Below are 13,313 nucleotides of genomic sequence, written 5' to 3'. Positions count from 1 at the left end.
AGGCAAACCGCATATCGCAATAAAACCTGTACGGTATATGATGCAGATCATGTACCTGCTCTCCGGTATGCTGTTGTTCAGTGCCGCCATTCCCGCGCGTAACGAAGAATACGAAGAGATCTCTGTTTACCTCTCCGTACAGGACATCGGCGGTATGGAAATGCCCGCCGTTATTTATGAAGAATCGCTCTACCTACCTGTTGCAGACCTCTTTGATTTCCTGCGTATCCGCAATACCCTTTCCAGGGGGATGGACTCGGTATCGGGTACTTTTATACAAGCGCAGTCGGACTACCTGATCGACTATACGCAGCGGCGCATCCTTTACCAGGGAAAAGTATTTCCGCTGCAACAAAACGACATCATTCGCACCAACGCCAACCTGTACCTTAAACTGGATTATTTCGATAAAGTATTTGGACTTACCGGTAAATTTAATTTCCGTAGCCTTTCCGCCACCATTACCAGCCGCACAGAGCTACCTGCCATCCGGGAAAAAAAGCTGGAAGATATGCGCCGCAACATCAGCCGTTTGAAAGGAGAAGCCAGGGCAGATACTTCCTTCGGCAGCAAACGTCCCTTCTTTCATTTCGGTATGGCTGATTGGTCGGTGATCGCTACACAGCGTCTTAAACAGAACAGCGATACCCGTGTGAACCTTTCGCTGGGTGGCATTGTAGCCGGTGGAGAAACCATCGTATCCCTGAACTATAACAACTATTATAGCAGCAGTACCCTGCCGGATGTATATAAAGTAAGCGGCATTACCCGCGCCTTTGATGAACGCCTGCAGTTTTACCGCTGGCGTTATGTTAATAACGACTGGAGCGGCGTCAGACAGATCACGGCAGGTAAGATCTTTACCAATGCTACGGCTACTATTTACGCGCCGATCGTGGGTGTACAGTTCACCAACACGCCCAGTACCATGCGCCGTTCCTATGGCTCCTACACGCTCAGCAACTATACCAATCCCGGCTGGACGGTAGAGCTGTACATCAACGGTGTGCTGGTAGATTATACCCTGGCGGATGCAGCGGGCTTCTACACCTTCCAGGTGCCGCTGGTGTATGGCAATACGCAGGTACGCCTGCGCTTTTATAGTCCCTTCGGAGAAGAGCGGAGCAGCGAAATGCTGGTGAACGTTCCCTTTAATTTCTTACCTGCCCATACTTTTGAATACAACATCAGCGGCGGCATTGTACAGGATGGCCGCAATACCCAGTACTCCCGCGCGCAGTTCAACTACGGCGCTACCCGTCATCTCACTATTGGTGCAGGTAATGAGTATGTTTCTTCCGTACTGCAAAGCAAGAACATGCCTTTTGTAAATGCTTCCTTACGTTTAGCCCATAACCTGCTGTTGAGCGGCGAGTATAACTATGCGGTAAGAGGCATGGGCATCTTAAGCTATCGTCATCCCTCGCGCCTGGAAGTAGAGGCCAGCTACACGCGTTACAAAAGGGGCCAGCAGGCTATTAATTTCAATTACCTGGAGGAACGCAAGCTGAGCATAGCAAAACCGTTTACGGCCAGGGCCTTTTCGGTGTATTCGCGCCTGGCCCTGAGCCAGATCGAGCTGCCCGGTACCCGTTACACTACAGTAGAAAATATCTTCTCCGGCGCCGTGGGCGGTATCGGCGCTAATTTTTCCACCTTTGCTTTGTTTGCGAAGGGACAGCAGCCGTCTCCTTATGTGTACAGCAATTTCTCCCTGTCTATCCCGGTGCCTTCCCAGCGCATGCTGATCACACCACAGGTACAATATGCCTATAACAGTCCCCGTATTATCTCCGCAAAATGTGAGATCAGTAAATACCTGTTCTTTCATGGGTATGTGACCTGCTTCTACGAACAGAACTTCCGGAGCAATATCAACAACATTGGTATCAGCCTTCGTTATGATCTGGATTTCGGACAGGTAGCCGTTTCTGCGCTGGGTGGCAACAGCGGTAGTACTCTGGTGCAGGCGGCCCGCGGCGGCTTTATCTATGATGCCAACACGCATTACCTGGCTGCCAATAACCGCATCAATGTAGCCAGCGGCGGTATTGTGCTGCTGCCCTTCCTGGACATTAACGGTAACGGGAAAAGAGACGCAGGCGAGATCAGGGTGCCCGGCGTTAAAGTGAGCATTAATACCGGCCGCGTGATCACGGATGACAAAGATACGACCGTGCGCATCCTGGAACTGGAGCCCTACACTTCCTATTTTGTAGACCTGGGCCGCAGCAATTTTGACAACATCGCCTGGAAACTGGCCTGGCAAACCATGTATGTAACAATAGATCCTCACCGGCTGAAGCCAATAGCCGTTCCCGTGAGTGTGATGGGAGAAGTATCCGGTAAAGTATTCCTGCAGGAGAAAGAGGGGAAACGGGAGATGGCCCGCATCACGGTGGGTTTTTACCGGGAAGATGGTACCCTGGCAGCAAAGACGCTTACACAGGCAGATGGATATTTCAGTTTCCTGGGACTGCCTCCCGGCGCCTATACTGCCCGTATAGACGCCGGCCAGTTAACTAAACTGAAATTGAGTGCAGTGCCTGCCATCATTCCTTTTACCATCAGGCCCCGTATGGATGGGGATATCGTAGATGGACTGGAATTCGTGTTGCATTGATCACAGCCCTTCTTTCAGGCTGTTCTTCAGCTGTGAAAGATACTCGCCTACAGAGGTGGCGCTGCCGGAGGTACTGTCCTGCACTGCACAGCCCCTTCTCACATATCCCTTTATATCTGCCATCTGCCAGATCGCTCCGCCGCTCATGCCCGGGTAGTCTTTCTTGAACCGGATCATTTCAGCCTTGATCTCAGCAGGCGTTTTACTATTATGATTGGTAGCGCAGGTGCTGAATGCGCCGCGGCAAAGGAAGATCGGGTACAAGGGCATAGCTGGCTGCAGTTCCCGTATCCAATCAGCAGGTACGTTCCTGGCGCCGCCGTCATAACACTGCAGGTAAATGGCGTCTATCAGGCCTTTGGGCGATCCGTCCATGATTTCTTTCCAGTAAGTATAGTTCTTGTAAGGGCAGAGCGTCATATGCATGTTGAGCCGCTTTACCATGGCCCCCAGCAGTACGATAGATGCGCTGTTGTAAACAGATTCATCGTCAATACAGATGGCGTCTGCGCCCACTTCTTCCTTCAGTACCTTGCAGATCTTATATAATGTGCTGTTGTTACCGGTACCGGTTACAATGCCGGGAAATGTTTTGGTACCGTCTGCCCAGTCCAGTATGAAATCATAGGTGTTGGGCGCCTGGTTAAACCAGCGGCCTTCCAGCAATATTTCTATGCGCTGTACAGTGCTGTTCTTTTTCTTCAGGGAAGCTACGCGCTTCAGCCAGGATCTGTCGCCTACATATTTACCATCGTGGATGACCGGGTTTTTGTTGTCATCGCCCGAGTATAGGTCACCGTTAGATTTGATATAAAAGCTGGAAAGGATCACCGTGTTGAACCCCGAAGCTTTGATCAGCTGGTAGCTGCTGTCATCTCCGGGATAGGTGCCCCGGCCAAACAAAGTAAGACTGGTGTCTGGAACAGCAGCAGGCGCTGCCACCGTAATAGTCGCTTGTCTGTCACCGGGAGCAGAAAAGAGGCCGGTAGCCAGCAGCGGCAAAAGCAGGTAATGTAATTTCATAGCATAGTTTTGTTGGCCGCCAAATTAGTGAACTAATTGCTGGCCCTTTTTCCGCTCATCAAATTTCTTCATAACAAAAAATGCCCGTAAACAGAACGTTTACGGGCGAGGAGAGTGCGAGATGCTGTGAGTGTATAGTGTGATCAATGGAGTGTTATCCGCTGCTCCGTTCTCACCGGTCCCAGGATAGGGCCGCGGGCCAGCCTGTCGCTTTGAATGGAGCGGAAATGGACCTCGCCGGGAGTATCCATATCGCCCAGCAGGCGTTCGGAGAATATTTTCGCAAAGGTGTACAGCGACTGCATCGGATTGGCGCCTACAGAAGTGGGATACATGCTGCTGTCCATCAGGTACAGGTTGGGTATCTCTTCTTTCGTTACCATGTTCCAGATCCGTTGCCGGGTTGAGGCCACAGAGCTATCGGCAGTAGCGCCCAGCTTGTTGGTGGCCTGCAGGTGGGCAGATGTGAGCACGGTACGGTTAGGGATGAACTGCAGGTTTTGTTCCACCAGGTCGGCCTGTTGGATGTTGTCCAGGTAGCTGCCTCTCATCGGGTCAAAATTGTCCAGTCCCAGTACGTTCTCATTGGTGGGGATGATCACCTGTTTGGCCCCTGCCAGGAACATCATACGGATGGCAATGGCTACACCGGTGCGGAAGCGCGCCTTATCGTCTTCACTGAGCGTATAGTTCAGCACTACTGATCCATTATTCAGTGTGATGCAGTTATTGTCAGCAGGGGTATCTACCAGCATCACGCCGAAGCCTACAGATTGATTGAACTTCGTGATCTGCCTGAATACATCCAGACCGTTGCCGGGAATGAGCACGGCCCCATATGCTGGCATGCCCGACATGGTCTCGAAGATGAAGCCCGGCGTTACACCGAATGCATCCAGGTAAGTGGCGCTGTCCAGTCCTTCCAGCAGGTTGATGCGCTCGTTGAATACGCCGATCAGCGGGAAGGAAGGATGCATGATCAGGCCTTTGCCGATCCTGGGGTTGTTCAGCGCGGGCTGCTTTTGTGCACTGTTCAATAGTATTTTGGTAGAGCCGATAGTACCGGCGGAAAGGATCACGTTCTTTGCATAGATCTTTACCTGCGTGCCCGGAGGGATCTTTAACCCGCAGGGATCAACGATGGTATTGCCATACTCCGTCCAGGGGGTATTCACCAGCAGGCTGGCGCCGCTGGCATATACGCTGCCATCAGAGTTTGTGTCAAACAACAGCTCCTGCACTGCCACGTCAGGGATCACGCTCAGCGGGTTCATGCTGTCTTCCATAGCGGGAAGGATCAGCTGCCGGGCGGCATCGCGTTTCTGCGTTACCGGGGAAGGAGAGCCGTCCAGCGGGAAGCGGTTCAAATGATACAGGGACGGATCAACGCCGTAAGCATTGGCGCCATCCCACAGCGCGCGGTTGTCGCTGTTCAGTTCACATTGCGTTACCGCGCGGGTTTGGATGATATTGCGCACCCACTGGTAAGTAGCTGCCAGGCGATCCGTTGTATAGAAGCGGCCGTCAATGTAGCCCTTCTCTATCCAGTTGGCGATGCGGGAGTGGATCGTATCTTCCAGCGGAGAGAAAGCCAGGTCTATATTCACGGTAGTGCCGCCGCCCATGGCCTGGCCGCTGCGTACCAGGATGCCGTTGTCTGCTGTGGTCACTGCATCGTTACCGAACATCAGTTTGGAATAGCTCATGGTGTTCATGGATCCCCATACTACAAAGGGGCCTTGTTCTACCAGCACTACTTTTTCCCGGCCTGCTGCAGTTCATGCGCTACCGTAGCCCCGGCAGGTCCGCTGCCGATCACCAGGTAATCGATCTCGCCTTCTTTGGCCCGGATACTTTGAGTGCCGGGATCATATACCAGGCGGCTGGGAGGAATATTGGGATAATTGATCTTTGAATAAACAGCGGTATTGCTTACAAAGGTCTCCGGTACCTGGATACCGGTGAGGGGCACGCCCAGTGGCAGGTCCCAGATCACGGTCAGATACGCTTCGCGGATGACCATCGCCATTTCGGTAGACAGCGGGCCTGCGGTTCCTTCAAAGAAGAAGGACAGTACCTGTGAGGCCTCATCGGGCGTCAGTGCGCCCATACCACCGGCTACGCTGATGAATTTTTGTATAGCGGGGTTAGCAGCATTTTTCAGGGCTGCATAAAATGGCAGGTTTTGAGGGTAGGTGAGGCCCTGGAAGATGCTCAGCAATGGGTTGGGGCCTGCGCTTACGGATGCCCAGAACCCGGCCTGCACCTGTCTGGAGATCGCTGCTATGTCGGGCTGCGCCAGGGGAGCGATGGGCAGCTCGCTGATCGGGAACCACAGCGTGTACAGTACATCAAATGTTGCATAGACACTGTTGTCTGCACCCGGATTTTCAGGAGGGATAGTTGTACTGGTCATTTCTTGAATGGTTTATTGTGAGTGAAAGGATATTCTTAATAGCAATAATACAGGTATGCTTTTCCCGTGACCTGGCCGTTATCCAGTAAGAACTTGAAATGATTGATCCTTTTGTGTACATAACAGATCTCACGTTCATGTAGTTCAGATAAGGCGGTAGAAATACCGGGATCCAGCGTCACTTTTCCCTGCCACTGCTTCAGCAGCTGGTACTGGTCTTTATTGAACGCGCCTTTGTGGTGGAACATTTCCACAGCGGCATCAGTATCTTCCGTGTAAGCCTCTACGCCCAGCCGGCTGCCCAGCTGACCGTGATAGTCCAGCGCAAGGGAGACCTTGTCGAACGACTGCAGATACTGTGCTTCCAGGGCTTCTACCAGGCTGTAATCACCTTTCCAGCTGATCTTTTGCAGCACGGCTGCCACTTGTCCCGGCGCGATATTCGGAATGGTGAAGCGCAGGCATTGTGGTTGCCGCGAGAACATCAGGCCATAGTAAAGCACCGGCAGCTCATGTTCATTGAGTATGGCCAGCAGATCTGTAAGGCCCTCCGGCAGCGCATACCCAAACAGGCTGCACACTTTTGCGAGATCTTTCATCCGCTTGTTAAACGATAAGCCGGTGCTCCTGTGCAGGTCAAAGAACAAGGAAGGGTCCGCAGTAACGGGAAAGTCGTACTCAAACCAGAGATTCTCGATCCCGTAACGGAACCCGTTCCTGTTTTCATTGAGCAGCTGTTGGTAGCCTTCTTGCAGGGAGCAGGACAGTTGCTCCCGCAAGGGCCACTCTGGGATTAGCACCCGGTCGAATTGGGTATTTATTCTGAGGGAAAAGTCAAACCAGTGTTTACGGTCAAAATGAAGCTCGATCATATTTCCCGAATAGGCGGGAACACGCTGTGCAAACCTGATCAGCGGGTCAAAATACCAGGGCGATGCGCCGGTGATATCTTTACGGATGCATCCCAGCACGGAGCCGGCAATGCTACTGATACTGCTAAACATAATCCGGGTATTATTTTACCAATGTGAGGGATTTAATCTGTCCCACACTTTTTTTGCAAAATTTGCGTAATCGCCACCCAGGGATTTGAAAGCGCCCTCAATTGTGTTGGCCGGATAACCTGCCTTTTGCAGTATATCGTTGATGCGCTGCATATTGAAACCATATACATCCCTTAATACGGATGCGATCTCCTGCAGGCTGAAAATTGTCTTCAGTGCGCTTACTACTTCGTTTGGCGGATAGCTGGCCTGGTTCATCACAAAGGCTGTCTGGCCAGCAGTTTGCTCAAAACTGCTTTTAAGGATGGCAGCGATCTCCCTGGCGGAAAATCCTGCATTTCTGAGGATAAAGGCTGTTTCGGAAGCGTTCTTTCCAAACGCATACCGTAGTATGTCCCCCATAGGGTTCACGATATTGATCATTGCGCGCTTTACGCTGCGGGCCCATGCTTCTGCCGCGCTTACCGCCATCATGTAGGTCTCGAAGGTGCAGGCGGTATATTGTGGCTGCTGTGAAAAGAAATAATTCACCGTTTCCATCAGTATACTGTTCGGCGTGCCCGTACGGATGGCTTTGAATGCGGCGGATAGCTGACCGTCTGTGTTATGCGTAATGTCGTCAATGAACTGGAAGGTGGCCCTCATGGCCGCTTCATTTGCTGTTGTGATGTTAAAAGCGCTGTCGCCGTCAAAAGAGGTTTTCACATACCTGGCCAGCGGGCTTTCATTTGCGGCGTTGCTCACAACAAACACGCAGGTGACCTGTAAAGGCTGCAAATACGTTGTGGCATTGGCGGCAGCCGTTCCTAACAGCGTCAGTTTTCCGAGATAGTTATCCGGGTCCTTCCAGCCCCCCGAATCGTATATATTAACCGCATAGGGCAGCTGGTTGATGAATGAAATACCGGGTATGTTGCTTCGATTGTCCATTGAGGTACCCGTCCCCTTTTCTTGAATAATCACGGTACAAAGTAAGGGCAAACCAAAGTGCCGGGACAGAGTGAAATTACTCTCTCTTCAAAATAGAGTAGAATTACTCTATTATTAAAAAGGCTACTGATAATAGTAAAAATGTCTATATATTTATCCGCTGATATACTCACCCTAACGTATAATTGTAAAATCAAACAATCCTATGCATTCAAAATGTCCTCAGTCCCTGAAGTTCTATTGGCTGCAGTACGAGGTAGCCGACATCGTTAGCATGATGGCTACCAATCCCGACCTGGATTACTTTGTATTCCCTTTCTACATTCCCGGCGACGAGGAAGGAAGCGGAAACGGTTTCCAGCTGATAGCCTATGGCTACAACCGTGAAGACAGCGGTGACAGCTACTCAGCTAACAGGGACATCCTCCCGGTGTACAAGAACAATGCACTGCAGGTAAGCGGCCCGATCATCATGTCTAATAACATCGTATCCAAGCAACAGATGCTGGATGCCATTGCGCCTGCAAACGGTGTAACGCCAGACTACCTGGTGCTGATACCCGACGTGAGCGAAAGTAATTTCGTATATTACAAATTCAGAAGGCATCTACGGGTACCGAATGCCCCTGATCCACAGGTGCCAGTACCAGGTGGTACGGTTCCGGTGGAAACAAATCCTTCACCCCCCGCAACAATGGTACCTCCGGCACCCTGATCGTATCTGAATAATTAAATGGACACACTTGTAAGGAGCATACTGGACTGGTCAGAAGTTTGGTCTTTGGGGATACCCCTTGCCGTACTGGCATGGAAGGGGAAACAACCCGGCGTTAATAAGCCGGTCGTATATTATTTATACTTTGCACTGTTCACTAACCTGTGCATAGACCTGATCTGGAAGTTCCGTACAATGATCCCGGAACCGTACAATGGCAATAATTACCTGTATAACCTACACTCCATTGTACGGCTCCTTCTTTTCAGCATTTACTTTATCCGCCTGCAGCAGCCCTTCCTGGTCAGGATCAAAAAGCTGCTGGTGCTCGGGTTCCTGCTATTCCTGGCCATTAACTTTGCCTTCTTTGAACATTTCTTCAATTACCAGCTGCTGAGCAGCCGCCTGCTGTCTGTAGAAGCTATTTTTCTCCTGTTCTATACCCTGCAGTATTACCTCTTTATGTTACAGGTGGACGAAGGCATCAGCACCAACCGGTCCGACTTTTGGATAGCAACCGGCTTAGGCATTTACGTTGCAGTAAATTTCTTTATATTCCTCCTGTATAACCGGCTTACGAAAGAATTGCTGAACTTTGCGGTCGTCATCTGGAATGTACATAACATCTCATACATTATTTTAAACCTCTTCCTGGCAAAAGCATTCTATGAAGCCAAACGATGATATCGCCTTTTTAACGATGATGGGCATTGCAGCCATGCTGCTGCTCTTTGTGGGTTTTCTCCTGGTATTTATCTTCATGCAGCGTAAAAAAATGGGATACCAGAAAAGTATCCAGGCCCTGCGGGAAACACAACAGAACCAGCTGATAGAAGCTGCCGTACGCAGCGAAGAAGAAGAACGCCACCGTATCGCCGAAGCCCTGCACGACGAAGTAGGCGCTATCTTATCCTCTGCCAAGCTGCATTTCCAGGACATGAAGCAGGATAACCTGGATGCACAAACGTGGAAACGCTATAAAAAAGGAGAGGAGCTGCTGGGCGAGGCGGTCATCAAAATACGCGACATCTCCCACAACCTCCATTCCAGTATCCTGAAAGAATTCGGGCTCAATGAGGCCATCAGCCATTTCATGACCAGGCTCACAAAGGATGGCATGATCCAGTCTACCGTCTCTTTTGATGATCACGCTCCGGCCCGTACTACGGCCAATGATATGAGCATCTACCGCCTGGTGCAGGAGCTGATCAACAACATCATCAAGCACGCCCGGGCGGCCAACATCAATATCCGCATCTTTCCCACGGGCGACACCTTCAACCTTACTATTTTTCACGATGGCAAAGGCCTTACCCAGCAGCAGTACGAAGAGCTGCGCTTCAGGAAAGAAGGCCTGGGCCTGAAAACCATCCAGAACAGGATCATTTCCCTGAAAGGTGAGATCGCCTTTTCCCAGGAAGCTAACGGCTATTACATTCGTTTACATATTCCCTCCGTATAACTTGTTATGAAGAAAATCAGCATTGCCATCGTGGATGACTACGTTATTTTCAGGGACGGCCTGAAGGTGGGCGTTACTGCCGATGAGAACTTTGAAGTAGTACTGGAAGCCGGCGACGGTGAAGAGCTGCTGCGTAAGCTGGAAACGATCACGCCTGATGTGATCCTGATGGACCTGAAGCTTCCCGTAATGGACGGCATAGAAGCTACCCGCATTGTCAGGAGCAGGTTCAGCGGCATCAAGATCCTCGTGGTAACCATGTACGACGACGAGAAATTTGTGATCCATATGATGGAGAACGGCGCCAACGGTTACCTGCTGAAGGATACCGACTCTGCAGAGATCCGTAAGGCCATCTATGCCGTGCATGAAAACGGCTATTACTTCAACGATGTGGTGAGCAAGGCCCTCCTCAAAAAACTGGTGCTGAAAGGCAACGTGAAGCCTTCCTTCAACCACGGTATTGAGTTCTCTGAACGCGAGCTGCAGGTGCTCAAGCTCATCTGTGAAGAAAAGACAGCCCCCGAAATCGGGAAGGAACTGTTCCTCAGCCATCGTTCTGTGGAAAACATTCGCCAGCGTTTAATAGAAAAAGTAGGGGTGCGCAATACCGCCGGACTGGTGATGTTCGCCGCCCGGAACGGCCTGATATAACGTACTACCATGTAAACCGGCTCATTTCCCGGCATGAGTATTGAGAAGGATTTTACGGTGTGGTATATCCCGTCTAAAGAACACGTATGAAAAGGTTAATTATTATTGACGATGACCCCAGTATCCTGGATGTTTTGAGATTGGTTTTAGGAGAAAGCTACCAGGTAAGCACTTATGCCGACGGTTCAGCCATACTGAATGGTACTTTTGAACGGCCGGATCTGTTTGTGCTGGATAAGCAGCTCTCCGGTACGGATGGACTCGATCTTTGCCGGCTATTAAAGCAGGAGGATGACACACGTCATATCCCGGTGATTATCATTTCAGCTACTCCAGGTATTAAGGCCATGGCTGCAGCCGCAGGGGCTGATGATGTACTGGAGAAACCTTTCCGGGTAAAGGCGCTCCGCGAATGCATTGCCAGGTTATTGGGCGTACAGCAGGAAGTGGGCGGCCACGTGTAAATACTTTAAACTACTATATGCAAGGGGCTAAGACGGCCGTTTTTCTTAACACCGCCACAGCAGGCCGGCGTACCTTGAGGCCGGCGCTCATCACCACAATATTATTGCTGGCGGCATTCCTTATCACCGCTCCCTGGGCCCGGCAGCCATTGCCCGCCTTCTCGGTCTTTGTTCCCGTTTACAATACTGCTGTCATTGTGCTGGACCTGCTTACCGCTGTGCTCCTGCTGGCGCATCTCCGTAAGCTGAAGGAACCTGCCTTCCTGGCGCTTGTATGCGGGTATTTTTTCGCTCCGGTATTGGCGGTTGGCCACGCGCTCGCCTTCCCGGACGCTTTTGTAAAAGGAAGCCTTATTGGCAGCGAGCAGACTACGGCCTGGTTATTTATGGCCTGGCATAGCCTGTTTCCCCTGTTTATTATTGGCTATGCCGTTTTGCGGAGGCGGGCAACAGCCACAATTGCACATACAAACCTGGTAAGCCGCCGTACAGTGGTCCTTGCGGTTGCCGCTACCCTTGCCCTGGCCCTGGCTATTGTGTTATTCACCACACTGGGAGGGCACCTGCTTCCGCCGCTGATGCAGGGAAACCGCTACCGTTCCACAACCACCTCCCTTATTCTTACTATCGGCTGGGTCAGTTATTTCCTGGCGCTCATGATGCTTGCTTCAGCTACCGGCTTCAGGCGCGTAATAGATGCCTGGCTGGCCGTTGTATTGGTCGCCTGCATGATCTCAATGGCGCTTAGCGGATTGCTGGTAGACGCCCGCTATGAGCTGGGGTTCTACCTGGGAAGGATCTACGGTTTGCTGGCCTCCTCTTTTGTTATCTCCGTGCTCCTGCGGGAGTCCATCACCCTGTACGGACTGGTGGCATCTACCGCCGAAACACTGCGGCAGTCGGAACAACGCTTTCGTACCCTTACGGATGTGGTGCCGCAGCTGATCTGGTCAAATGATGGAACAGGCCAACCGGTTTACTTTAACAGAAGATGGTATGAGTATACGGGACTTAGCTTTGACCAGTCGAGGGGCACTGCCTGGAAAGCCGTGCTGCACCCGGAAGAAGCGCAGGCTATTATTGCGCAGTGGCAGGAGGCCGTGGAAGAACAGCAGGCTTTTACCGCTGAATACCGCCTGCGCAGGGCAGACGGCGCTTTCCGATGGCATATCGTCCGCAACGTGCCCCTGGTGGGTGATGACGGCCGCCTGGCGGGCTGGTTCGGGTCCGCCACAGACATTCACGAGTTGAAAGCGCTGCAGCAACAGAAAGAGGATTTCATCGGTATCGCCAGCCATGAATTGAAAACGCCCGTCACCAGCCTCAGAGTATATACAGAAATGTTACAAGAGAAGTTTGAAGCCGCCGGTAACCTTGAATATGCAACATTTATGGGACGGATGAATGTGCAGGTAGACCGCCTGGCAGACCTTATCCGCGACCTGCTGGATACTACCCGTATCACTGATGGCCAGCTGGCCCTTAACCTGGAGCCTTTTGACCTTAACGATCTTATTCATGAACGGGTAGAAGAGATCCAGCGGCTTTCCTCCAGGCATCAGCTGCAGTTCAGCCCGGATGGCGCAGGGGTAATCACCGCTGACCGCGAACGTATTAGCCAGGTGTTAACAAACCTGTTGTCCAATGCTGTGAAATATTCTCCACAGGGTGGGAATGTACTGATCAGCACAGGTTCCACACAGGATGCTGTGACCGTTACCGTAGCCGATAGGGGTATCGGTATACCGGAGCAGGCGCAAAACCATGTATTTGACCGTTTTTACCGGGTGCACAACGCACAAACGCAAACCTATCCGGGCCTGGGCCTTGGCCTGTACATCAGCTCGGAGATCATCCGCCGCCACGGTGGTAAGATCGCGGTAGAAAGCAGGGAAGGAGCAGGGGCCACTTTCCGGTTTTCCATTCCCTACAGGGAGGCAAAACCTGAGCGCCCGCTTGGCAATTACACCGGGAATCAGTAACTTTCGTATAACCTTAGCGTAAGATCTATGTTACTCAACT

12 protein-coding genes are annotated in these 13,313 nt (G+C 51.5%); 7 read left to right on the top strand and 5 right to left on the bottom strand.

Going from position 1 to position 13,313, the window contains the following annotated elements; all coding sequences use genetic code 11:
• Positions 1-37 precede the first annotated feature (37 nt).
• Complete coding sequence (locus tag ACR9Y8_RS04815; protein ID WP_481212100.1) at positions 38-2,623, top strand: MSCRAMM family protein; 2,586 nt, start codon at positions 38-40, stop codon at positions 2,621-2,623.
• On the opposite strand, the gene ACR9Y8_RS04810 is transcribed toward ACR9Y8_RS04815, so the two are convergent.
• From ACR9Y8_RS04810 to ACR9Y8_RS04790, 5 genes are all read right to left on the bottom strand, one after another.
• A complete protein-coding gene (locus ACR9Y8_RS04810) occupies positions 2,624-3,646 on the bottom strand; it encodes a hypothetical protein (protein WP_481212099.1) in 1,023 nt (340 codons plus the stop codon).
• A gap of 143 nt (positions 3,647-3,789) precedes the next feature.
• Positions 3,790-5,400, bottom strand: coding sequence for a GMC oxidoreductase (locus tag ACR9Y8_RS04805; protein WP_481212098.1), 1,611 nt, complete (start codon positions 5,398-5,400; stop codon positions 3,790-3,792).
• On the bottom strand, positions 5,400-6,062 hold the full coding sequence (locus tag ACR9Y8_RS04800; protein WP_481212097.1) for a hypothetical protein: 663 nt from the start codon (positions 6,060-6,062) through the stop codon (positions 5,400-5,402). Before ACR9Y8_RS04800 ends, ACR9Y8_RS04805 begins: the two co-directional genes overlap by 1 nt.
• A gap of 35 nt (positions 6,063-6,097) precedes the next feature.
• A complete protein-coding gene (locus ACR9Y8_RS04795) occupies positions 6,098-7,066 on the bottom strand; it encodes a hypothetical protein (protein WP_481212096.1) in 969 nt (322 codons plus the stop codon).
• A gap of 15 nt (positions 7,067-7,081) precedes the next feature.
• Complete coding sequence (locus ACR9Y8_RS04790; RefSeq protein WP_481212095.1) at positions 7,082-7,996, bottom strand: hypothetical protein; 915 nt, start codon at positions 7,994-7,996, stop codon at positions 7,082-7,084.
• A 205-nt stretch (positions 7,997-8,201) separates the two neighbouring features.
• On the opposite strand from ACR9Y8_RS04790, the gene ACR9Y8_RS04785 reads away from it, so the two are divergent.
• The 6 genes from ACR9Y8_RS04785 (at position 8,202) to ACR9Y8_RS04760 (ending at position 13,273) form a co-directional block, all read left to right on the top strand.
• Positions 8,202-8,711 carry a hypothetical protein gene (locus ACR9Y8_RS04785; protein WP_481212094.1) on the top strand — a complete coding sequence of 170 codons (510 nt, stop codon included), beginning with the start codon at positions 8,202-8,204 and terminating at the stop codon, positions 8,709-8,711.
• 18 nt (positions 8,712-8,729) lie between these two features.
• Positions 8,730-9,395 (top strand): hypothetical protein, encoded by a 666-nt coding sequence (locus ACR9Y8_RS04780; protein WP_481212093.1) that lies wholly within the window; start codon positions 8,730-8,732, stop codon positions 9,393-9,395.
• Entirely contained in the window at positions 9,379-10,173 is a 795-nt protein-coding gene (locus ACR9Y8_RS04775; protein ID WP_481212092.1) for a sensor histidine kinase, read from the top strand. Before ACR9Y8_RS04780 ends, ACR9Y8_RS04775 begins: the two co-directional genes overlap by 17 nt.
• A gap of 6 nt (positions 10,174-10,179) precedes the next feature.
• Positions 10,180-10,827 carry a response regulator gene (locus ACR9Y8_RS04770; protein ID WP_481212091.1) on the top strand — a complete coding sequence of 216 codons (648 nt, stop codon included), beginning with the start codon at positions 10,180-10,182 and terminating at the stop codon, positions 10,825-10,827.
• An 86-nt stretch (positions 10,828-10,913) separates the two neighbouring features.
• On the top strand, positions 10,914-11,291 hold the full coding sequence (locus ACR9Y8_RS04765) for a response regulator (RefSeq protein WP_481212090.1): 378 nt from the start codon (positions 10,914-10,916) through the stop codon (positions 11,289-11,291).
• Positions 11,292-11,308: 17 nt separating this feature from the next.
• Positions 11,309-13,273, top strand: coding sequence for an ATP-binding protein (locus ACR9Y8_RS04760; protein ID WP_481212089.1), 1,965 nt, complete (start codon positions 11,309-11,311; stop codon positions 13,271-13,273).
• Positions 13,274-13,313 lie beyond the last annotated feature (40 nt).

The organism is Chitinophaga sp. SVR4-12A (assembly GCF_056754765.1).
Note: the sequence above shows the minus strand (reverse complement) of the source record. Positions and strands in the feature narration are given on the sequence as shown.

What these genes read in the sequence shown, in the direction of transcription:
- ACR9Y8_RS04790 (WP_481212095.1), bottom strand. Translation starts at nt 7,996, where the DNA reads ATGGACAATCGAAGCAACATACCCGGTATTTCATTCATCAACCAGCTG.
- ACR9Y8_RS04785 (WP_481212094.1), top strand. Translation starts at nt 8,202, where the DNA reads ATGCATTCAAAATGTCCTCAGTCCCTGAAGTTCTATTGGCTGCAGTAC.
- ACR9Y8_RS04760 (WP_481212089.1), top strand. Translation starts at nt 11,309, where the DNA reads ATGCAAGGGGCTAAGACGGCCGTTTTTCTTAACACCGCCACAGCAGGC.
- ACR9Y8_RS04815 (WP_481212100.1), top strand. Translation starts at nt 38, where the DNA reads ATGATGCAGATCATGTACCTGCTCTCCGGTATGCTGTTGTTCAGTGCC.
- ACR9Y8_RS04765 (WP_481212090.1), top strand. Translation starts at nt 10,914, where the DNA reads ATGAAAAGGTTAATTATTATTGACGATGACCCCAGTATCCTGGATGTT.
- ACR9Y8_RS04780 (WP_481212093.1), top strand. Translation starts at nt 8,730, where the DNA reads ATGGACACACTTGTAAGGAGCATACTGGACTGGTCAGAAGTTTGGTCT.
- ACR9Y8_RS04775 (WP_481212092.1), top strand. Translation starts at nt 9,379, where the DNA reads ATGAAGCCAAACGATGATATCGCCTTTTTAACGATGATGGGCATTGCA.
- ACR9Y8_RS04770 (WP_481212091.1), top strand. Translation starts at nt 10,180, where the DNA reads ATGAAGAAAATCAGCATTGCCATCGTGGATGACTACGTTATTTTCAGG.
- ACR9Y8_RS04810 (WP_481212099.1), bottom strand. Translation starts at nt 3,646, where the DNA reads ATGAAATTACATTACCTGCTTTTGCCGCTGCTGGCTACCGGCCTCTTT.
- ACR9Y8_RS04795 (WP_481212096.1), bottom strand. Translation starts at nt 7,066, where the DNA reads ATGTTTAGCAGTATCAGTAGCATTGCCGGCTCCGTGCTGGGATGCATC.
- ACR9Y8_RS04800 (WP_481212097.1), bottom strand. Translation starts at nt 6,062, where the DNA reads ATGACCAGTACAACTATCCCTCCTGAAAATCCGGGTGCAGACAACAGT.